Origin of the sequence: Corallococcus sp. EGB, assembly GCF_019968905.1 — a bacterium.
Taxonomy (GTDB): Bacteria; Myxococcota; Myxococcia; order Myxococcales; family Myxococcaceae; genus Corallococcus.
Genome location: NZ_CP079946.1, coordinates 1,346,619 through 1,366,789, shown reverse-complemented (window position 1 = coordinate 1,366,789; position 20,171 = coordinate 1,346,619). Strand labels below are relative to the sequence as shown.

Annotated in this window: 17 protein-coding genes; 13 read left to right on the top strand and 4 right to left on the bottom strand. The window is 71.2% G+C overall.

Annotation, left to right across the window (positions count from 1 at the left end; all coding sequences use genetic code 11):
• The first annotated feature begins 124 nt into the window (after positions 1-124).
• Both KYK13_RS05630 and KYK13_RS05625 read left to right on the top strand, forming a co-directional pair.
• Positions 125-1,531: a sigma-54 dependent transcriptional regulator gene (locus KYK13_RS05630; RefSeq protein ID WP_223642560.1), complete on the top strand. Its 1,407-nt coding sequence runs from the start codon at positions 125-127 to the stop codon at positions 1,529-1,531.
• A gap of 209 nt (positions 1,532-1,740) precedes the next feature.
• Positions 1,741-2,781, top strand: coding sequence for a TetR family transcriptional regulator (locus KYK13_RS05625; protein ID WP_223642558.1), 1,041 nt, complete (start codon positions 1,741-1,743; stop codon positions 2,779-2,781).
• 19 nt (positions 2,782-2,800) lie between these two features.
• On the opposite strand, the gene KYK13_RS05620 is transcribed toward KYK13_RS05625, so the two are convergent.
• Positions 2,801-3,343, bottom strand: coding sequence for a hypothetical protein (locus KYK13_RS05620; RefSeq protein ID WP_223642556.1), 543 nt, complete (start codon positions 3,341-3,343; stop codon positions 2,801-2,803).
• A 135-nt stretch (positions 3,344-3,478) separates the two neighbouring features.
• Between KYK13_RS05620 and KYK13_RS05615 the strand changes: the two genes are divergently transcribed.
• Positions 3,479-4,534 carry a hypothetical protein gene (locus KYK13_RS05615; protein WP_223642554.1) on the top strand — a complete coding sequence of 352 codons (1,056 nt, stop codon included), beginning with the start codon at positions 3,479-3,481 and terminating at the stop codon, positions 4,532-4,534.
• A gap of 13 nt (positions 4,535-4,547) precedes the next feature.
• On the opposite strand, the gene KYK13_RS05610 is transcribed toward KYK13_RS05615, so the two are convergent.
• Positions 4,548-4,862, bottom strand: coding sequence for a tetratricopeptide repeat protein (locus KYK13_RS05610; RefSeq protein ID WP_223642552.1), 315 nt, complete (start codon positions 4,860-4,862; stop codon positions 4,548-4,550).
• Between the two features lie 61 nt (positions 4,863-4,923).
• Between KYK13_RS05610 and rsfS the strand changes: the two genes are divergently transcribed.
• The 4 genes from rsfS to KYK13_RS05590 all read left to right on the top strand — a co-directional run bounded on the left by rsfS (position 4,924) and on the right by KYK13_RS05590 (position 7,904).
• On the top strand, positions 4,924-5,466 hold the full coding sequence (rsfS, locus tag KYK13_RS05605) for a ribosome silencing factor (protein ID WP_223642549.1): 543 nt from the start codon (positions 4,924-4,926) through the stop codon (positions 5,464-5,466).
• Positions 5,467-5,470: 4 nt separating this feature from the next.
• Complete coding sequence (locus KYK13_RS05600) at positions 5,471-5,935, top strand: 23S rRNA (pseudouridine(1915)-N(3))-methyltransferase RlmH (RefSeq protein WP_223642547.1); 465 nt, start codon at positions 5,471-5,473, stop codon at positions 5,933-5,935.
• Between the two features lie 64 nt (positions 5,936-5,999).
• Entirely contained in the window at positions 6,000-7,145 is a 1,146-nt protein-coding gene (locus KYK13_RS05595; RefSeq protein WP_223642546.1) for an RNA ligase RtcB family protein, read from the top strand.
• A gap of 57 nt (positions 7,146-7,202) precedes the next feature.
• Positions 7,203-7,904 carry a ComF family protein gene (locus tag KYK13_RS05590; protein ID WP_223642544.1) on the top strand — a complete coding sequence of 234 codons (702 nt, stop codon included), beginning with the start codon at positions 7,203-7,205 and terminating at the stop codon, positions 7,902-7,904.
• A gap of 11 nt (positions 7,905-7,915) precedes the next feature.
• On the opposite strand, the gene KYK13_RS05585 is transcribed toward KYK13_RS05590, so the two are convergent.
• A complete protein-coding gene (locus KYK13_RS05585; protein ID WP_223642542.1) occupies positions 7,916-8,710 on the bottom strand; it encodes a Uma2 family endonuclease in 795 nt (264 codons plus the stop codon).
• Between KYK13_RS05585 and KYK13_RS05580 the strand changes: the two genes are divergently transcribed.
• Complete coding sequence (locus KYK13_RS05580) at positions 8,709-9,050, top strand: hypothetical protein (protein WP_223642540.1); 342 nt, start codon at positions 8,709-8,711, stop codon at positions 9,048-9,050. The genes KYK13_RS05585 and KYK13_RS05580 overlap by 2 nt on opposite strands.
• A 1-nt stretch (position 9,051) precedes the next feature.
• On the opposite strand, the gene KYK13_RS05575 is transcribed toward KYK13_RS05580, so the two are convergent.
• Positions 9,052-9,369 (bottom strand): DUF3817 domain-containing protein, encoded by a 318-nt coding sequence (locus KYK13_RS05575; protein ID WP_223642539.1) that lies wholly within the window; start codon positions 9,367-9,369, stop codon positions 9,052-9,054.
• A 181-nt stretch (positions 9,370-9,550) separates the two neighbouring features.
• Between KYK13_RS05575 and KYK13_RS05570 the strand changes: the two genes are divergently transcribed.
• The 5 genes from KYK13_RS05570 to KYK13_RS05550 all read left to right on the top strand — a co-directional run bounded on the left by KYK13_RS05570 (position 9,551) and on the right by KYK13_RS05550 (position 20,163).
• Entirely contained in the window at positions 9,551-10,597 is a 1,047-nt protein-coding gene (locus tag KYK13_RS05570; protein ID WP_223642538.1) for an SIS domain-containing protein, read from the top strand.
• Positions 10,597-11,769: an N-acetylglucosamine-6-phosphate deacetylase gene (gene nagA / locus KYK13_RS05565; RefSeq protein WP_223642537.1), complete on the top strand. Its 1,173-nt coding sequence runs from the start codon at positions 10,597-10,599 to the stop codon at positions 11,767-11,769. Before KYK13_RS05570 ends, nagA begins: the two co-directional genes overlap by 1 nt.
• Before the next feature lie 57 nt (positions 11,770-11,826).
• The gene (locus tag KYK13_RS05560) at positions 11,827-13,863 is read left to right on the top strand and encodes a glycosyl hydrolase family 18 protein (RefSeq protein WP_223642536.1); all 2,037 of its coding nucleotides are present in this window, start codon (positions 11,827-11,829) and stop codon (positions 13,861-13,863) included.
• Between the two features lie 255 nt (positions 13,864-14,118).
• Positions 14,119-17,781 (top strand): DUF3857 domain-containing protein, encoded by a 3,663-nt coding sequence (locus KYK13_RS05555; protein WP_223642535.1) that lies wholly within the window; start codon positions 14,119-14,121, stop codon positions 17,779-17,781.
• Positions 17,782-17,865: 84 nt separating this feature from the next.
• Entirely contained in the window at positions 17,866-20,163 is a 2,298-nt protein-coding gene (locus KYK13_RS05550; protein ID WP_223642532.1) for a hypothetical protein, read from the top strand.
• Positions 20,164-20,171: the final 8 nt, after the last annotated feature.

Here is a 20,171-nt window from a genome sequence, read left to right as displayed (position 1 = left end):
GGGACGCCAGCGCTTTCACGGGGCCGCGCATCCATCCCGGCAGGTCCGGTGTAGGGTGGCTTGGCGTGTGCATTCCGCCGCCGGCCCCTCAGCGGCACCCCACCCTTCCCACCCGAGCAGGCGCATGGCCCGCATCCTCGTCATCGACGACCACGACACCCTCCGCGAGGGCATGACCGTCACCCTCACCCGCTCCGGCCACACCGTGTCCGCGGTGAAGAGCGGGGCGGACGGGCTCGCCGCGTACAAGAAGGGCCCCTTCGACCTGGTCGTCACGGACCTGAAGATGGACGGCCTGGACGGCATCGCCGTGACGCGCGCCCTCAAGCAGGCGGACCCTGGCGCCGTCGTCATGGTGGTGACGGCTTTCGGAACCATCGAGACGGCCGTGCAGGCCATGCAGGAGGGCGCCTACGACTTCATCACCAAGCCCTTCCCGCCGGAGGTGCTGCGCGCCAAGGTGGACAAGGGGCTGGAGCTGTCCGCCACGCGCCGCCAGGTGGAGCGCCTCACCGCCCGCACGGACGCGCACGACGCCGACGCCGCCCTCACCCACCGCGACCTCGTGGGCGACAGCGAGCCCATGCAGAAGCTGCTCGCGCAGGTGCGCAAGGTGGCCGCGAGCGACGCCACCGTGCTGGTGCGCGGCGAGAGCGGCACCGGCAAGGAGCTGGTCGCCCGGATGATCCACCAGCGCTCCCCGCGCAAGGACGGCCCCTTCGTCGTGGTGCACTGCGCGGCCCTGGCGGAGACGCTCCTGGAGAGCGAGCTGTTCGGCCACGAGCGCGGCGCCTTCACGGGCGCGGTGAAGCGCAAGCTGGGCCGCTTCGAGCTGGCCGACGGCGGCACCCTCTTCCTGGACGAGATTGGAGAGATTCCCGCCTCCGTGCAGACAAAGCTCTTGCGCGTGCTCCAGGAGAAGGAGCTGCAGCGCGTGGGCGGCGAGGAGACGCTCAAGGTGGACGTGCGCGTGGTGAGCGCCACGCACCGCGACCTCCAGGCGGAGGTGAAGGCGGGCCGCTTCCGCGAGGACCTCTACTACCGGCTGCACATCGTCCCGCTCACCCTGCCGCCCCTGCGCGAGCGCCCCGAGGACCTGCCCGCGCTGGCGCGCCACTTCGTCGCCAAGCACGCGCCGAGGGTCAACCGGCGCGTCACCGGCATCGACGACGCGACGCTGCGCGCCCTGGCCCGCCACGCGTGGCCCGGCAACGTGCGCGAGCTGGAGAACGTGATGGAGCAGGCGCTCGTCTTCGCCGAGGGCGACACGCTCACCCCGCAGGACCTGCCCCCGCACCTGGCCGGCCAGACGCCGCGCATGGACGCGGGACTGCCCGTGCCCCAGGGCGACCGCCCCCTGCCGGAAATCCTGGAGGACCTGGAGCGCCAGCTCATCGCGCGCGCCTACGAGAAGGCCGGCGGCGTGAAGACGGAGACAGCCCGCCTGCTGGGCATCAAGACCTCCGCGCTGTACTACAAGCTGGAGAAGTACGGCTTCCTGCCCCGCGGCGAGCGCCCCGAGGAGGGATAGCCACCCACGCGGTGCGCGTGGGCCCCGGCGCTTCAGGGCCTCGGAAATCCGTCACCTCCGCCCCGGCGCCATGACTTTCCACCGTCCGGCCCACCCACCCCACCCCACCCGGCCCGTGCAGGTGTCCGGAACCAGGGCGCTTTCCGTCGGGCCCGGGAACGGGGTAGGAGGGAAGGACTGGCATCCGCCTTGCTGACGGTGTCCCCTTGATGATGTCGCGTGTCCTCCCCCTCCTCCTGTGCCTGTTCGTGGCGGCTCCCGCCGGGGCGATGTCCGGCCTGGAGCAGGCGCGCGCGAAGGCCCAGGCGGCGCGCACGGAGGCACGCACCCTGCGCACCCGGCAGCAGGGGCTGCGCGACGAGCTCAACGGCCTGGCCGCGCGCATCGAGTCCCTCAAGGCGCAGCGCCAGGGGAAGCTCACGCCCGGCGGCGAGCTGGAGGCCGCGCTGCGCCGCTCGCAGGAGCTGAGCGGGGAGCTGACGGGGCTGGCGCAGTCGGTGTCCGGCGCGGACGGAGAGGTGGAGCGCGCGCACCTGGCGCTGCACGGCGCGCTGTCCCAGGAGCTGACGCGCCTGCGCGCGGCGTGGGACGCGACGACGGACCGGGCGGAGCGGGCGCGGCTCTTGGAGCAGATGCGCTCCGTGCGCGGCGAGCGGGAGGCCGTGCGCGCGGCGCTGCCCGCCTCGCAGGTGCCGGCGCTGGATGGCGCGGCGCGCGGGGATGATCCGGAGGACCTGCTCGCGCAGGCGGACGCGCTGCGCGACACCCAGGACAAGGTGCGCCAGCGGCTCCAGGCGCTGAAGACACGCATCACCGAGGTGCGCGAGGAGCGCGACCTGGACCGCCGCATGAACGACTTCCTGGGGGAGGAGTCCATGTTCGACGACCAGGACCGCCGCCTGCGCATGCGCACGTCGGGCGACCGGGGCCTGCAGCTGGCGCCCACCCAGCGGGGCAGTGGCCGCCTGCCGTGGGTGAGCGCGGGCGAGTCGGACCAGGCGCCGAACTACGCGGGCGGCCCCGCGCCCGGAAACGGGGGCGAGGTCTCCGCGGGGGGGACACCGCCCTCCGTCACCGCCAGCGACCGCCGTCCCCAGGTGGACCCGGTGCGCGCCCAGGCGCTGGCCGCGGGCGGCGCGGAGGACGTCGGCTTGATGGAGCAGGAGGCCGCGCGGCTGGAGTCCCTGGAGCACGAACTGGACGGGCGCGCGGGCGCGCTGGAGCAGCGCGCGAAGACGCTGGCGCCCTGAGGCCGCGCACGGCGGCCGGCTACAGCACGCCGCCCTCCACCTCCAGCACCACCGTGGCCTGCACGCGCACCTCGCGCTCCGGCAGGCGCCCCGTGCCGCGCAGGATGATGGCCATGCTGGGCGCGGCCACGTAGGACCTCAGGTCCAGGCTGCCATCCGTGTTCAGCTCCACCGTGGGGTTGGGAGGATTCAGGCCAAGCCCCGCGATGCCCGCCCGGGAAGCGAAGCGAGACTCGGAGTTGCCCGCGCGGGCCACGGCCTCCAGCGAGTCCAGGAAGCCGAAGTCCTGGTCGTTGGGGCTCAGGACCTTGAGGGTCATCTTCTTCACCTGCACGCGCGTCACCTCGTCCTTGGTGACGTCGCGGTTCTTGAAGTCCTGGTTCTCGTTGAAGTCCAGCGCGGAGAAGCTGCTGATGGCTGGAAAGGCGTTGAGCAGCGTGGCGGTGCCGGCGGGGCTCGCGGGCACCGTCGCCTCGCCCCGGACCTCCGTGGTGAAGGACGAGGGGGAACAGGCGGTGAGCGACAGGCCGGCCGCCACCGCGAGGAAGGACGCGTAAGACATGGCGGCAATGTACCGGGCGGCCGGGTGTGCCGTCACCGACCGTGGGCGCCCCCCGGATGTCCCCGGGGCGACGCGGTCGGCCGGGACACTTGCGAGCGTGGGGATGCCCTCGGGAAGGGGTATGGTGCGCGCGTCTTGGACCGCCGCCTCCTCCCGCTCCTCGTCGCCCTCGCGTTGCCTTGGGGCGGACGTGCGCGCGCGGCCGAGTGGCAGGGCTCGCTCCGGGGCACCGGCCGGCTGCTCGTGGACAGCAACGCCCCGCGCGACTTCTCCGACCGCCTCACGCCCGGTCCCGGCTCGGACCTGGCCCTGAGCGTGCTGGGCGTGGCGGAAGGCAAGGGCACCGGCGAGCGCGCCCAGGTGGTGGGCCGCTACGAGCTGGGCGCGCGCAAGTACGTGGAGTACGAGAGCGAGGACACGCTGGTGCAGGCGGGCGCGCTGGAGGGCTCGCTCGCCCTGGGCACCGAGTGGGGCGTGGGCGCCGAAGGGCACGCCAAGGACCGGCGGGGTGGCAGCCGCGCGTACTCGGACCTGGGCGCGAGCCTCTTCGCAGAATACGCTCCGGACGTGCGCCTGGCCCTGCGCCTGCGCGCGGGCGCCCGCCGCTTCGTGTACCGCCCGGACCCCACCGCCGACTTCGGCGGCCCGGAGCTGGGGGTGCTGGGCCGCTACCGGCTGACCCCGCGCCACACCCTGAGCGTGTTTGGGGAATGGGGCTCGCGCCGCTACGGCCCCCTCGCCCGTCCCTTCCCGGGCCACACCACGTCCCCGGGGCGCAGGCAGGACGGCGCGCTGGTGGCGGGGGCGGGCTGGGCGTACCGGGGGCCGGTGAAGCTGTCGCTGAGCTACGCCTTCCAGGAGGTGAGTTCCAACAGCTTCGGCGAGACGGCGATGCGCCACCGGCTCACCGCCAGCGCCGGGGTGCGGCTGCCGTGGCGGCTGACGCTGCTGGCGCAGGGGACGCTGGGCTTCTCGCGCTATCCGGATGGCATCTACCTGTCGCCGGAGATCATCCTGGTGGACGAGGACGAGGGGCAGAACTCGCTGTCCCTCAAGCTGGCCCGGCCCGTCTCCGCTCGCGTGGACCTGGAGCTGTCCTGGGGCCTCTGGAGCACGCGCCTGCCGCGCAATGACTTGCACTACACACGCCAGGTGTTCGGCGTGGGCTTCACCTGGCGGGACACGGACTAGGCGCGAAGGCCCGTCAGTCCAGGTCGGCGATGCGCTCGTCGATCTCCTCCGCCAGGCTGGGGTGCTGCTGGGCGAGCGCGTGGTCGCGAGCGGTGGTGAGCACCTCCTTCGCCTTGTCCGTCTTGCCGGCCCCCGCGTAGGCGTCCCCCAGGGAGACGAGGGCGGCGGCGTATTTCGGGTCCAGGCGGACGGCGTTCTCCAGGCTCTGGATGGCGCTGTCGTACTCCTTGCGCTCCAGGTGGAGCTTCCCCAGGGAGAACCAGGCCATGGGGGCGTCGGGGAACTGGACCGTCATCTTCTTGAATTGTTCCAGGCGGGCGTCGCTCATGGACGGATCCCCTTAGAGGAGCGCTGGAAGCTTGCCAAGGGTGCGATAGGGTAGCCGCCACATGGCCACGAAGAAGAAGACCCCTGCATCCAAGGCGAAGGCGAAGACCGGCACCCGGGCTCCGGCCCGCAAGAAGACGGCCGCGAAGAAGGCCGCGAAGACCCGCCTGCGTCCGGCGGCGCGCAAGAAGGCCCCCGCGCGCAAGAAGGCCGCGAAGGTCGCCGCCCCTCCCGCGCCTCCCAAGCCCGCGGAGAACGCGAAGGCGCGCGAGCTGGCGCGCCGCATCGGCAACCTGCTGCTGGACAAGAAGGCCACGGACGTCGTCATCCTCGACATGCGCGGGATGACGTCCTACGCGGACTACATCGTCATCGCCTCCGGCGAGAGCGACCGCCAGGTGAGCGCCATGGCGGAGAACGTCCAGGTGCAGCTCAAGCAGGACCCGCAGCCGCTGCGTCCCATCAGCACGGAGGGCTTTGAGACGGGCCAGTGGGTGCTCCTGGACTACGACGACGTCGTGGCCCACCTGTTCAACGGCGACGTGCGCGCCTTCTACGACCTGGACGGCCTGTGGGCGGACGCGCCCCGGGAGAAGCTGTCCTAGTCCCGTGAAGGTCCGCCTCCTCTCCATCGGAAAGGACCGCTCCGGACTGTTCGAGCCCGCCGTGCAGGAGTACGCGCGGCGGCTCGAGCACTACACGCGCTTCGAGCTTTTGGAGCTGAACGAGGCCTCGGGCCGCAAGCTCAAGCCCGGCGAGGCGAAGTCCGCGGAGGCCGCCGCCATCCTCGGCAAGCGCAAGCCGCAGGACTGGCTGGTGGCGCTGGACGAGCGCGGCACGCTGCTGGATTCGGTGGAGCTCAGCCGCTACGTCGCCAAGGCGCAGACGGGCGCGAAGGACCTGCTCTTCGTCATTGGTGGTGACGAGGGGCTGGATGACTCGGTGCGCGGCGCGGCGCATCAGGTGATGTCGCTCTCGCGGATGACGCTGCCCCACCGGCTGGCGCGGGTGGTGCTCATCGAGCAGCTCTACCGCGCGTTCACCATCCTGAAGGGCGAGCCCTACCACAAGTAGGCGGCCGGGCAGGCGGTCCCGGGGCGTCAGGGCGTGGAAAGGGTCCGCGTCGGGAGCGGCCATCATGACCACACCCTCTTCTGAAACCTCCACGGCCGCGACCGTGCGCATCATCGCCTCGCCCCAGTCCTGGGTGGAGGGCGAGGCCGTCCGCCAACTGGAGGCCGTGTCGCGGCTGCCGGGCATGAGGCTCGCGGTGGGACTGCCGGACCTGCATCCCGGCAAGGGCGCTCCGGTGGGCGCCGCCTTCGAGTCCGAGGGTTTCCTCTATCCCTACCTCGTGGGCAGCGACATCGGCTGTGGCATGGGCCTGTGGGACGTGGACCTGCCGACGCGCAAGGCGAAGGCGGAGCGGTGGGCGGCGAAGCTGGACCTGGAGGGGCCGTGGGAGGGGGACACGGGCGCGGTCCTCGCGGAGCACGGCGCGCAGAGCACGGGCTTCGAGGCGGCGCTGGGCACGGTGGGCGGCGGCAACCACTTCGCGGAGGTGCAGCGGGTGGAGGAGGTGCACGACGCGCGCGTCTTCGAGGCGCTGGGCCTGCGGGAGGAGCGGTTGCTGTTGCTCGTGCACTCGGGGTCGCGCGGGCTGGGGGAGGCCATCCTGCGCAAGCATGTCGACCGGCATGCGGCGGGCGGACTGGCGGCGGACTCGGACGAGGCGCGCGCCTATCTCACGCGGCACGACGGCGCGGTGTTGTGGGCGAAGGCGAACCGGGCGCTGGTGGCGCAACGGGCGTTGGAAGGGATTGGGGCGACGGGGCGGCGGGTGTTGGACGTGTGCCACAACAGCGTGACCGCGCGACACTCGGGCGGGCGCGTGGGGTGGTTGCATCGAAAAGGCGCGGCGCCCTGGGACGAGGGGCCGGTGGTGATTCCCGGCAGTCGTGGCGCGCTGAGCTATCTGGTGTTGCCGGTGGGCACGGGCGAGCAGAGCGCGTTCAGCCTGGCGCACGGCGCGGGGCGCAAGTGGACGCGCTCGGCGGCGCGGGACCGGATGAAGGAGCGCTTCACGGCGGAGTCGCTGACGCGCACGTCCTTCAAGAGCCACGTGGTGTGCGAGGACCGGGACCTGCTCTTCGAGGAGGCGCCGCCGGCGTACAAGGCCATCGACCGTGTGGTGACGGACCTGGTGGAGGCGGGGCTGGTGCGGGTGGTGGCGACGCTGGCGCCGGTGCTCACGTACAAGACGCGGAGCCGCACGGCGGAGTGAGCGGCACGGGGCTCGCATGAGGGGCGCGCGGATGCGCTGCCCCTGGGAGTCCCGGTGATGTGGAAGGCCCTGCTGGATTTGATTTACCCGCCCATGTGTCTGGCCTGCGCGAAGGTGCTGCCGGGCGTGGGCGCGGTGTTCTGCGAGACATGTGACACGGCGTTGGAGCGGCTGCCGCCCGCGTGTTGCCGGACATGCGCGGAACCAGGCGCGTTCCCGAGGAACACCTGTCCCCGTTGCCGGACGGTGCCGCCGCCGTTCAGCCGGGCGTGGGCGCCGTTCGCGCATGAAGGCCCGGTGGCGAGGGCCATTCACCGGTTCAAGTACGAGGACCATCCGGACCTCGCGGCGCCGCTGGGCGTGCTGCTCGCGGACGAAGCGCGGCGGTTCCTGAGGAGCGCGCCCGGGTGCGTGGTGGCGCTGCCGCTGCATGTGCGGCGCTTCCGGAAACGGCAGTACGACCAGGCGCACCTGTTGGCGGGCGAGTTGGCGAAGGCCTCGGGGCGGACAGCACCTGCGGGCTGGCTGGAGCGCACGCGGGAGACGCGAAGGCAGGTGGGGCTGAGTGAAGCGGAGCGCGCGGGCAACGTGGCGGGAGCGTTCGCGGCGTCGCGAGCGGTGAAGGGGCAGGAGGTGCTGCTCGTGGACGATGTGTTCACCACGGGGTCCACTGCGCGAGCCGCCGCCATCGCCCTGCGGGACGCTGGGGCCACGCGCGTGGAGGTGCTGACATTGGCGAGGGCGTTCACCCTCGCCTGAGGTCCGCGGGTTCAGCCTTGGGACTTCTTCAGCCGGGCGAGCTCGGCTTCGAGTTCCTTGAAACGGCGTTCGGCCTCGTCCGCGCGCCGGGATTCCTCATCCGCGCGCCGGGATTCCTCCTGGGCACGCCGTTGCAGGGTCATCGTCTGATCTTCCAGGCGTTCGATGAACTCCTCGGAGACCAGCAACGGCGCGTTGCCTGCCCAGAAGCGCACGTCCTCGCCTTCGACCTGGAGGTCGAGCCCCAACACCTCAGAGGTGAAGCGACCATTCCGGGACTCCATGCGCGTGTAGACGCGCGCATCCGGTGTTGCCAGCCGGTAGCCCTCCAACGCGAGCCCTCCCCCATCGAAGATGAAGTACTCGGGGATTCCCAGACGGGCATACCGGCTCACGTTGTACTCGGCATCCTTCTTCCGATCGCCTCCGGCGTGGATCTCCATCACCCAGTCGAGCCCGTGCCCCTCGTGACTGACCAACCACTTCTTCCGTCGGTGGTTCTCCACGTCCAGCACGACCAACAGGTCCGGCGCGAACCGTCGCTCCGCCGGGTAATACACGGGCAATTCCGAGCCTACGTAAGCCTTGCGCCCGCGACGCTTGAAGTAGCCCCGGAGCGCTTCGCGGGCGAGCAACTTGGGCTCCTGATGGTCGTCCCCCTCGGGCATCGCCATCTCTTCGTACGTCACCTCATTCGGCAGTGTTGCCACCACCCGGTCCCGCTCCTCCTGCCCCATCCGATCCCATTCTTCCTGCGAAGGCGCCCGGGGAAAGGCATCTCCAACCTTGTCGGTATGACGTCCCATGACCGTCAGCCTGCGTCGGGCAGGCTTTCAGGTCAATCGCCCCGCGCGGGCGATGAGCAAGCAATGCGCCAAGGAATTCCCAGACCGTCGTCTATGCTTCGCGACGAATGACCTCCACGCTGGCTCCCTGGCGCGTGCGACGACCAGCAACGTGTGGGCGTTCATCGTGCTGGCGGGCTTCGCGCTGGGCCTGGGTTGTGGCGTCGCGGCATTCATCCTGGAGCGGAGCCGCCTCCGCCCCGGAATCGTCGTGCCCGCCGTCATCGGCCTCGTGCTCAACACCCCACCTTTCCTCCTCATGCAGCTGACCGTGCTGTTCATCATCTTCGACAAGCGGTGAATCAGCGCGTCTTCGCCGCCTCCAGCGCGAGCGCTTCCCCACGCAACTTCGCGTCCAGCCAGAACGTCCCGCCCGGCACGACCGAGGCCACGACAGCCACGGCGATCCGCTTCGCGCCCCAGCGGTATTCGATGGCCGCCATCATCAACGTGTAGAGGTACCCCATGAACAGCAGGCCGTGCGCCATGCCCGCCACGCGCACGCCCAGGGGCATGTGCAGCACGTACTTCAGCGGCATGGCGATGAGCAGCAGCACCAGGAAGGACAGGCCTTCCCAGAAGGCGACGACGCGGAAACGGCCCAGGGCGGTCTTCAGCATGAGGTCCTCTCTCCTCCGCCCCTTCCCTCGCCGTCAAGGCATCCGGCGGTGCCTGCCGGGCCTGCCCGCTCCAGGTCCGGCCTGACGTCACGACCTCCGGAACCAGGCGCCGGATGTCGGGCGCATCACGCCTGACGCCTTCGTCACCCCGTCCACCCCTGGAGGCTGTTATCCCCTGCGCGTGGACCCCACCCTGAAAACCCCATCCCTTCCCGCGCTCGCACGGGAGGCCGCCCAGGCTCCGGACGCGGCCCGCCGCCAGCTCGAACGCTGCCGAGAGACCTTCGCCTACCTGGGCGCTCGCCTGCGCCGCACGCCACCCCGCTTCGTCGTCACCTGCGCGCGAGGCAGCTCCGACCATGCGGCCGTCTATGGCAAGTACCTCATCGAAACCACGCTGGGCCGCGCCGTCGCATCGCTCGGCCCCAGCGTCGCGTCCGTCTACAACACGCGCTCCCTGGACCTGCACGACGCGCTCTTCATCGCCGTCTCCCAGTCCGGCCGGAGCCCCGACCTCCTGCGCATGACCGAGGCCGCCCGCGCGGGCGGCGCCGTCGTCCTGGGCTTCATCAACGACGAAGCTTCGCCGCTGGCCACGCTGTGCGACGTGGGCATCCCGCTGTCCGCCGGCCCCGAGCACAGCGTCGCCGCCACCAAGTCCTATCTGCTCTCCGGGCTCGCCTTCCTCCAGCTCGTCGCGCACTGGTCGGACTCCGCGGAGCTGCATGAGGCCGCACGGCGCTTCCCGGACGCACTGGAGGCCGCGGGGAAGCTCGACTGGTGGCCGGCGCTCGCGACGCTCAAGGATGCCCACAGCCTCTATGTCGTCGGACGGGGCAGTGGCCTGGGCGCCGCGCTGGAGATGGCCCTCAAGCTCAAGGAGACCTGCCGCCTGCACGCGGAGGCCTTCAGCGCCGCGGAGGTCCTCCACGGTCCGCTCGAGCTCGTGCGTCCGGGCTTCCCCGTGCTCGCGCTGGGCCAGGACGACAACGCCGCGCAGGGCACTCGCGACGTCGTGCAGCGCATGGTCGAGCTGGGCGCGAACGTCCACTCCGCCCTGCCCGTCACCGGCGCTCGGGCCCTGCCCACGCTGCCGGGCCTTCCCGCGGCGCTCGCGCCGCTCTGCCAGGTGCAGAGCTTCTACTTCGCGGTGCACCAGCTCGCGGCAGCACGTGGGCTGGATCCGGATGCACCCAAGCACTTGCGCAAGGTCACGGAGACCGTGTGATGCCCACCGTCCTCCAAGGCGCACGCGTCTTCACCGGGGACCAGCTCCTCGAAGGGCATGCCGTCGTCATCGGGGACGGCACCGTTCACGCCGTCGTGCCCTCGTCCGAAGTCCCCACTGGCGCCACCGTGCACACGCTGCCCGGTGACACGCTGCTGGCCCCAGGCTTCGTCGACGTGCAGGTCAACGGCGCGGGCGGAGTGCTCTTCAACGACACACCCACCGAGGAGGCCGCGCTCGCCATCGCCTCCGCCATGCGGACGTGCGGCACCACAGGCCTGCTGCCCACCTTCATCACCGACGACGCCGACCGCATGCGCGAAGCCTGCGAGGCCGCGCTCTCCGCTACCGCGCGCCCCGACAGTGGAGTGCTCGGCATCCACCTGGAGGGCCCGTTCATCAGCCGTGAGCGCGCCGGTGTCCACGCACCATCCTTCATCCGCGCGCCCGACCCTCGCGACCTGGACTACCTCACCACCCTGCCCCGCCGCTTCGCCGCGCACGGAGGCCGTGTGCTGATGACGCTCGCGCCCGAGTGCGTGGACGACGCCACGCTGCGCCGCCTCGCGAGCTCCGGCGTGGTGCTCAGCGCGGGCCACACCGCCGCCAGCAGCGAGCGCACCACCCAGGCCCTGAAAGCCGGCGTGCGCGGCTTCACCCACCTGTTCAACGCCATGCCCCCGGTGATGAACCGCCAGCCCGGCCCCATCGTCGCCGCGCTCAATCACGACGACGCGTGGTGCGGCGTCATCGCGGACGGCGTGCACGTGCACGCGGACAACCTGCGCCTGCTCCTCAAGGTCAAACCGCCCGGCAAGGTGTTCCTCGTCACGGACGCCATGCCGCCCGTCGGCACGCCCGTCACGTCCTTCACGCTCCAGGGCCGCACCATCCTGCGCCGCCATGGCCGCCTGGAGACGGAGGATGGCACGCTCGCGGGAGCGGACATCGACCTCACGGCGGCCGTGCGCCATTGCCTCCACTCGCTCGGGGTTCCGCTGGAGGAGGCGCTGCGCATGGCCTCGCTCCATCCCGCCACGTTCATTGGCGTGCACGGCCACCGGGGCCGCATCGCCCCCGGACACCGCGCGGACCTCGTGCTGTTGACGCCGGACCTTTCCGTTCACAGCACATGGGTGGGCGGACAGACAAAATCCAAAGCCAGCCATTAACCCGGAAAAATGGGCGCGTGACTCCTTCCGCGTGTACCGCAGGCGAGGAGAACACGAATGCGTCGTAGCAACTGGATTGTGGGCCTGGTGGCGTCCGCGCTGACCGTCGCCGGTTGTGGCCAGGAGTCCTTCGCTCCCGAAGCCGGAGGCCCGGGCAGCGTGATGAAGGCGCCGCTGGATGCCGCATGGGCCGTGGGCGTCGCCTATGCCGTGGGCACGCGCGTCACCTATGAAGGCCGCGTCTACCAGTGCCGTCAGGCCCACACGTCCCAGGCGGACTGGACGCCCGTGGCCGTGGCGGCACTGTGGCTGGACCTGGGCCCCGTGACGGGCGGCGGCGACACCACCGCCCCCGTCGTCACCGCGTCGAGCAGCACGACGAACGTCACCGCCGCGGGCTCCATCACCATCTCCGCCAGCGCCACCGACGACACAGGCGTGACGAAGATTGAAATCCTGGAGAACGGCACGCTCGTGGCCACCGCGTCGTCCTATACGCGCAGCTTCTCCGGCGCCGGGCAGAACGGCACGTATACGTACACCGTGAAGGCATACGACGCCGCCGGCAACGTGGGCTCGAAGACGGTCACCGTCACCGTCGCCATCCCCTCCAACGGCGACGTCACCCCGCCGGTCGTCACCGCCAGCGCCAGCGCATCGCGCATCACCGCCGCGGGCTCCGTCACCATCTCCGCCAGCGCCACCGACGACACGGGCGTGACCCGGATTGAAATCCTGGAGAACGGCACGCTCGTGGCCACCGCGTCGTCGTTCACCCGCGCGTTCTCCACGTCCGCGCAGAACGGCACGTACACGTACACCGTGAAGGCGTACGACGCCGCCGGCAACGTGGGCACGAAGACGGTGAGCGTCGTGGTGGAGCTGCCCGGCACGCCTCCGCCGGGAGGCAAGCGGCTCGTCGGCTACTTCGCCGCGTGGGGCATCTACGCGCGCAACTACCAGGTGTCCAACGTGCCGGCGTCGAAGCTCACGCACATCAACTACGCCTTCTCCAACATCTCCCCGGACGGCAAGTGCATCCTCGGAGACTCGTTCGCGGACATCGACAAGGGCTTCGGCTTCCCCGGTGAATGGGACCCCGGCGCGCTGCGCGGCAACTTCCGCGCCTTCAAGGAGCTGAAGAAGGCCTACCCGAACCTCAAGCTCCTCATCTCCATTGGCGGCTGGTCCTGGTCCAAGTACTTCTCCCAGGTGGCCGCCACCGCCGCGTCGCGCAGCGCGTTCGTGAAGTCCTGCGTGGACCTGTACGTGAAGGGCCAGTTCCCCGGCGTCACCCCGGCCAACGGCGTGGGCGTCTTCGACGGCATCGACGTGGACTGGGAGTACCCCACCGGCGGCGGCCTGCCGGACAACATCAGCAGCCCCGCGGACAAGCAGAACTACACCCTGCTCATGCAGGAGTTCCGCACCCAGCTGTCCGCCGTCACCGCGCAGACGGGCCAGCCCTACCTGCTCACCATCGCGTCGGGCGCGTCGCCGGACCTGCTCGCCAACAAGCAGGAGACCGTGAAGCTGGCCGGCATCCTCGATTGGATCAACGTGATGTCCTACGACTACCACGGCGCCTTCGAGAGCACGGTCAACTTCCACTCCGCGCTCGACCGCGTGACGGGCGACCCGGGCGCCAACGACGGCTTCTACACGGACGGCTCCATCTCCAAGATGCTCCAGTTGGGCGTGCCCGCGTCCAAGATCGTCGTCGGCGTGCCGTTCTACGGCCGCGGCTGGGGCAACGTGCCCAACGTGAACAACGGCCTGTTCCAGTCCGGCGTCCCCACCAAGGGCACCTGGGATGATGGCCAGTCCGGTCTCACCGGCGTGTTCGACTACAAGGACCTCAAGGCCAACTTCGAACGCGCGGGCTCCGGCTACACGAAGTTCTTCCACCCGGAGGGCAAGCAGGCCTACGTCTACAGCCCGTCCACGAAGGTCTGGGTGGCCTACGACGACGTGCAGAGCATGAACGCCAAGTCGGACTACATCCTGGCCAAGGGCCTGGGCGGCGCGATGTTCTGGGAGCTGAGCGGCGATGACGGCAGCCTCGTCAACGCCCTCTACAACAAGCTCCACTGACGCCTCCCCCAGGGGACGCACACATCGGGGCCGGCCCGGGCACTCCAAGCCCGCGCCGGCCCTGTGCGTTTTCGCGCCCTCGCCTTCACGGGCCCACCCCGCCCCACACCGGTCCGGCATAGAGTGGGGCGCGAACTGGCTGCCTGCCCGCCGTCCGGGGCCGCATGCAGGGGAAGGCCATGACGGGTCCGCCTGTTCACTGGCGTCACCGCCCCCTGCCTGCCCCCGGGCGCCGTCGATACTCGAGGAGAACGGATGTCGCGTTTCACATCGCTGGCCGCACTTGTCGTGCTCACCTGTCCCGTGCTGGGGCTCGCGAAGCCGAACGCGGACGACCGGGCCCGCGAGTACGCGGCCGAAGCCGTCAAGGCCGCCAACTCGCCGCGCGGCGGCGCCGCCCTGCTGCGCATGCACGCGCTGGTGGATGACGTGGAGGACCTCACCCCGCTGGTGAGCACCTACCAGCAGATCGCGTCGCGCCGCACGTCGGATGCGAACACGCGCACCACCGCGCAGCTGCTCCTCATGGACGCGGAGCGCTCACGCGGCCGCATGGTGCGCGCCAACGAGGTCCGCCAGTGGCTGGGCTTCATCAACGACTACTACGTCGTGGGCGGCTTCGAGAACGAGGGCAAGGCCGGCTGCGACACGGACTTCGGTCCGGAGGCCGCCAACCTGGACCTCACCGCGCGCTACCCCGGCGCCAAGGGCCACGAGGCCACCTGGCGCAAGCTGTCCGTCACGTCCGCGGATGGCTACGTGGACCTGGCCACCGCCGTGCGCCCCAACAAGGAGTCCGTGGCGTACGCGCTCACCTGGCTGGAGGTGCCGCAGGACTCGCGCGTGGCGCTGGGCCTGGGCACCTCCGGCGGCTACCGCCTGTGGGTGAACGGGCAGCTCGCGTCCAAGGAGGACCGCTACAACCTGCCCCGCCCGGACCAGACGCGCGTGTCCGTGAAGCTCAAGAAGGGCCTCAACCGCGTGCTCTTGAAGGTGTGCCAGGAGTCCGGCCCGCTGGGCTTCTACCTGCGCTCGGAGTCCGCGTCCGCCCGCGCCTCGCTGCCCGCCAGGGCCCCCGCCCTGGAGCGCATGCCCGCGCCCGCGCCGCAGCCCCTGCCCACGCTGACCTCGTCGCTGCGCACGCTGGTGGAGAAGAACCCGGACGACGCCCAGCTGCGCGGCGACTACGCCCAGGTGCTGGCCTTCTTCCGCGCGTATGACGAGCGCGAGCACACCGCCACCGCCGAGGCCGCGCTCGCGGCGGAGAACGCCCCCAGCGACGCGCGCCTCCAGGTCCTGGCCGCCAACACCCAGACGGACGACCTCAACGAGCGCCGCCGCTTCCTGGAGGCCGCCGTGAAGGCGGACCCCACCTACGCCCCCGCGCGCCTCGCGCTGGCGGACCACGAGCTGGACCGCGGCCACCCGGAGCGCGTGCAGCCGCTGCTCACCCCCATCCTGGAGGTGGAGGACGGCCGCAACGTGCCGGGCGCGCGGCTGCTGCTCGCTCGCGCGGCGGAGGCCCTGGGCGAGCGCGCCCGGGCGCACGCGCTGGTGGAGGAGGCCTTCCGTCAGCAGCCGCGCGTGCCCCGCGTGGTGCGCGTGGCCGCCGCCGCGTCCCGCCAGCTGGACCGCGACCAGGAGGCCATGGACCGCATGCGCGTGGTGCTGGCGCTGCGCTACGACGACACGGCCACCCGCCGGCAGCTGGCCGCCATGCTCGCGGACGCGGGCAAGGTGGACGCCGCCGAGCGCGAGTACGCGAAGCTCACCGACCTGAACCCCTTCGACAACGGCAGCCGCGTGCGCCTGGCGGAGCTCAAGGCCGCCAACGGCGCCGTGGAGGAGGCCGCCGTCCTCTTCACGGAGGCCAAGGCCCTCTCCCCGGACGAGCCGGAGGTGTATGAGCGCGAGGGCCGCGCGCTGCTCGCCGCCGGTCTGCGCGAGCCCGCCCTGGCCGCCTTCGAGAAGTCGCTCGCGCTGCGCCCGCAGAACCCCGGCCTCAAGGAGGCCCTGCGCACCCTCAAGGGTGAGTCCGAGAGCGCGGGCACCCAGTACCTGGTGGACGCGAAGCCCCTGTCCAAGGAGGCCGAGGGCTACATGAACGAGGACGCCCTGTACCTCGTGGACAACAGCTACGTGCGCGTGCAGAAGAGCGGCCTGGCCAGCCGCCTCCAGCAGGTGGTGGTGCGCGTGTACAACCAGCGCGGCGTGGACGCGTTCCGCAGCGTGCCGGTGACGTACTCGCCGGACCGCCAGGAGGTGCGCGTGCTGCGCGCCCGCGTGACCAAGCCGGACGGCTCCGTGGTGGACAGCTACGGCGACGCGGACCGCAACATCAACGAGCCCTGGACGGGCATGTACTACGACGCCCGCGCGCGCATCCTGTCGTTCCCGTCGCTGGCCCCCGGTGACACGCTGGAGCTCACCTACCGCCTGGACGACACCGCGCAGGACAACCTGCTGTCGGACTACTGGGGCGACGTGGAGAGCGTGCAGGGCGTCTACCCGAAGGTGCGCTTCCAGTACGTCGTGGACATGCCCAAGGAGCGGCCGCTGTACTGGAACAAGAGCCGCCTGGCGGGCGTGGAGCAGCAGCAGGAGTCCCCGGAGGCCGGCCGCACCGTGTACCGCTTCGGCGCGAAGCACGTCTCCAAGGTGGTGCCGGAGCCGGGCATGCCGGGCTGGGCGGAGGTCGCCCAGAACCTGCACATCTCCACGTACAAGACGTGGGACCAGGTGGGCCACTACTGGTGGGGCCTCGTGCGGGATCAGCTCCAGCCCAACGCGGAGCTGAAGTCCACGGTGGACCAGGTGCTCACCGGCGTGGACCGCAAGGACCAGCTGGCCGTGGTGCGCGCCATCTACGCGTTCGTCGTCACCAACACCCGCTACGTGGCGCTGGAGTTCGGCATCCACGGCTTCAAGCCGTACCGCGTGGACCGCGTGCTCGCGCGCCGCTTCGGCGACTGCAAGGACAAGGCGAGCCTCATCCACGCCATGCTGAAGGTGGCGGGCGTGGACAGCCGGCTGGTGCTGCTGCGCATGCGCAACCTGGGCTCGCTGGACGCGGAGCCCGCGTCGCTGGCGGCCTTCAACCACGCCATCGCGTACGTGCCCAAGTTCGACCTGTACCTGGACGGCACCGCGGAGTTCCACGGGGCCAGGGAGCTCCCCAGCGCGGACCGCGTGGCCAACGTGCTGGTGGTGGACCCCAACGGCACCAGCAACTTCCTCACCACCCCCGAGGCGAAGGCGGACGACAACAAGACGACGCTGAGCATGGACGTGGCGCTGCGTCCGGACGGCAGCGCGGAGGTGAAGGGCGTGAGCAGCGTGTCCGGCCAGTCCGCGCCGGACTACCGCCGCGCGTACCGCCCGGAGTCCACGCGCAAGTCCACCTTCGAGCGCGCGTGGGCGCAGAGCTTCCCCGGCCTCACCGTGCGCGAGGTGAAGCTCAGCGACACCACCCGCCTGGACGACGACGTGACGCTGGACTTCGCCATGGGCATCCCGCGCTACACGGAGGTGCTGCCCGGCGGCAGCCTGCGCTTCCTGCCCTTCGGCACGGGGCGCACGTACCAGCAGGCCTACGCGTCGCTCGCCGAGCGCCGCTTCGACCTGGTGATGCAGAGCCCCTGGGTGAACACCTTCAAGCTGCGCTACACGCTGCCCGGCGGCTACACCGTGGCGGAGATGCCGCAGGCGGTGGAGGAGACCACCCCGTTCGGCCGCGTGAAGCTCAGCTACCGCGTGGAGAACGGGGCGCTCATCGCCGACGGCGAGGTGGCCCTCACCGTCGCCCGCATCAAGGCGGACGAGTACCCGCAGTTCCGCGAGTTCCTGGGCCGCGTGGACCGCGCCTTCGGCCGCCGCATCCTCCTCCAGGGGCCGGGGCAGAAGACGGCTTCGCGGTAATCGCTGACATTCGGCGCGCCTGCCTGCCGCCGAGTCGCACGGAGGGCTTGACCCGGACTCGGCCCTCCGTGCTTTAGCAGGGGCATGCACCCTGTACGCGCGCTCGTCCTTGGCTGCCTGCTGGTGGCGACGGTCGCCACCGCCGCTCCCGTCGTCCAGGTCCCCGAGGGTGGACGGGCGGTGGAGGTCATCCCCAAGGGCGTGCTGTGCGGCCCCGTGCGCGGAGGCTGGGTGATGGGGCCGGAGGGCCGCACCCTCAAGCCGCCCGCGCGCGCGGATGAGACCAACCGCACGCTGGAACTGAAGGTCGCCGCGGACGAGGCCTCCTGCGCCACGACCACCGACACCGTGGTGGTGCTGGCCACCGGGCCCTTCCCGCGCATCGACAGCGCCTCCACCACGTTCTACCCGGACGACGGGCGCCTGGAGCTCAGGGGCACGGGCCTGAAGAACGTGGCCATCGCCTGGTCCGGAACACCGCGCGGCGTGGATCCGAAGACGGGCTCCCTGGACGGACAGGACGTCTGTCTGGAGCCCAACGGCCCCAACGAGTGCGCCGTCCCGCTGGCGCCCGGCCTGCCCACGGACGCGACGCTGTCGTGGGTGCCGCCCTTTGGCCGCAGGGGCGCGGACGTGACGACGTACGACGCCAACGGGCGCTTCCTGGATGACGAATACTTCCACCTGCGCCCCGGCCGCACCGTGCTCACGCGGCCCCTGGTGCAGTCCTCCGGCGTGGACCTGTCCAAGGGCCCCGGCTACGCGGCGGTGACGCACTCGGAGGCCATCGCGTCCGTGGACTGCGGCAGCGCGCGCTGCGAGGTGGCGGAGGGCGCCGTGTCCATCCGCAACGTGCCGGGGCTGAATCCCACGGTGACGCTGCGCCTGCGGCTGGTGCCGCGCGTGTTCTTCGCGAAGGGCGACGCGCTGGAGACCTCCTTCACGGAGACGCTGCCCGTGCTCGCGTGTCCCCTCGCCGCGGTGGAGGGCACGGTGCTGCGCGACGCGGAGAACTCCGGCCTGGTGATGCGCCTGGACCCCTCCTGCGCGCACGACCCGCGCGGCCTCTTGTGGACGGTGAACGGCGCGCGCGTGCGGGTGGAGCGCGTGGTGAAGGCCCAGGACGGGACCTACGTGCTCCTGCGCACCAGCGGCACCAACGAGCCGCAGGTGACCGTCACCGCCATCACCTCGCGCGTGGACGGCACGGTGGTGGCGTCGGAGACGTCGGACACGCAGGCGGCGCCCGTCCCCCGCGCGACCCTGGAGTTGCCCGGCCACGGCCCCATCGACTTCGTGCCCACCAACCGCCCGGCGGAGGTGACGGTGGCGTCCAACGGCGGCCTGGGCCGCTTCGTGCTGCGCCCGCTGAGCGGGGCGTACACCGTGACGATGCGCGAGTCCGCCACGCTCGTCCAGGGCGAGGCCACCGCGGGCGGCTTCGTGTCGCTGCGCTTCGGCTACCGGCTGCCCACGCTGCCGGCGGAGCTGGCCACGGCCGACCTGTTCATCACCGACGAGCGCGTGCAGCGCGCGGTGCGCGAGGCCAGCGTGCCCACCAACGTGGAGAACCTGGTGGACTTCGTCTGCGCGGACAAGGAGGGCAACGACGAGAATCTCACGCCCAGCCGCCCGCACCGCATCGAGTACGCCATGCGCAACACCTGCCGCGTCATCATCCACCGCGAGCGCCTCACGCCGGAGGAGGGCAACCAGGAAATCACCCTGCGCATCACCGTGACGAAGTCGGACGGCTCCACGCGCGGCGAGAGCGGCGTGGATCAGCGCCTGTTCCTGCGCCCCAAGGGGGAGATGCGCGTCATCCCCGTGCAGGGCAACCTGGGCCAGTACGACCGCATCCTCGTGCAGGTGTCGCACGTGGCGGACGAGTCCCGCTACGCCCTCTCCACGGTGGACCGCACGGGCCTGCCGTCCGCGCAGTGGACCGCCATCGTGCGCGGCGGCATGTTCCGCCTCTACACCATGGCCACCATCCCCGCGGGCCTCTACCGCGCGACGCAGCCGTCGGGACAGCTGGCCATCAACTTCGGCGTGCTGTCGCGCCTGGCGCTGCTCAACAACGAGGGCCAGGAGCGCCTCCTGGGCATCGAGATGGGGCTGATGGGCCTGGGCCTGGTGCCGCAGTCCGGGGAGATCCAGTTCCCGCCCACGCTCGCGGCCGTGCTGGGATTGGGCCTCCGGGTGCCCATTGGCCCGGGCGCGGCGGTGGGCGCCCAGGCGTGGATTGCCCGCGAGTTCCGGGGCGACATCACCCGGCGCACCAGCGGAGACCCCAGCACCGACACCGTGGTGCCCTCCAGCAAGTGGTCCTTCATCTTCGGCCCCAGCATCTCCGTGGGCAACGTGGGCTTCAACCTCTGACGCCCACG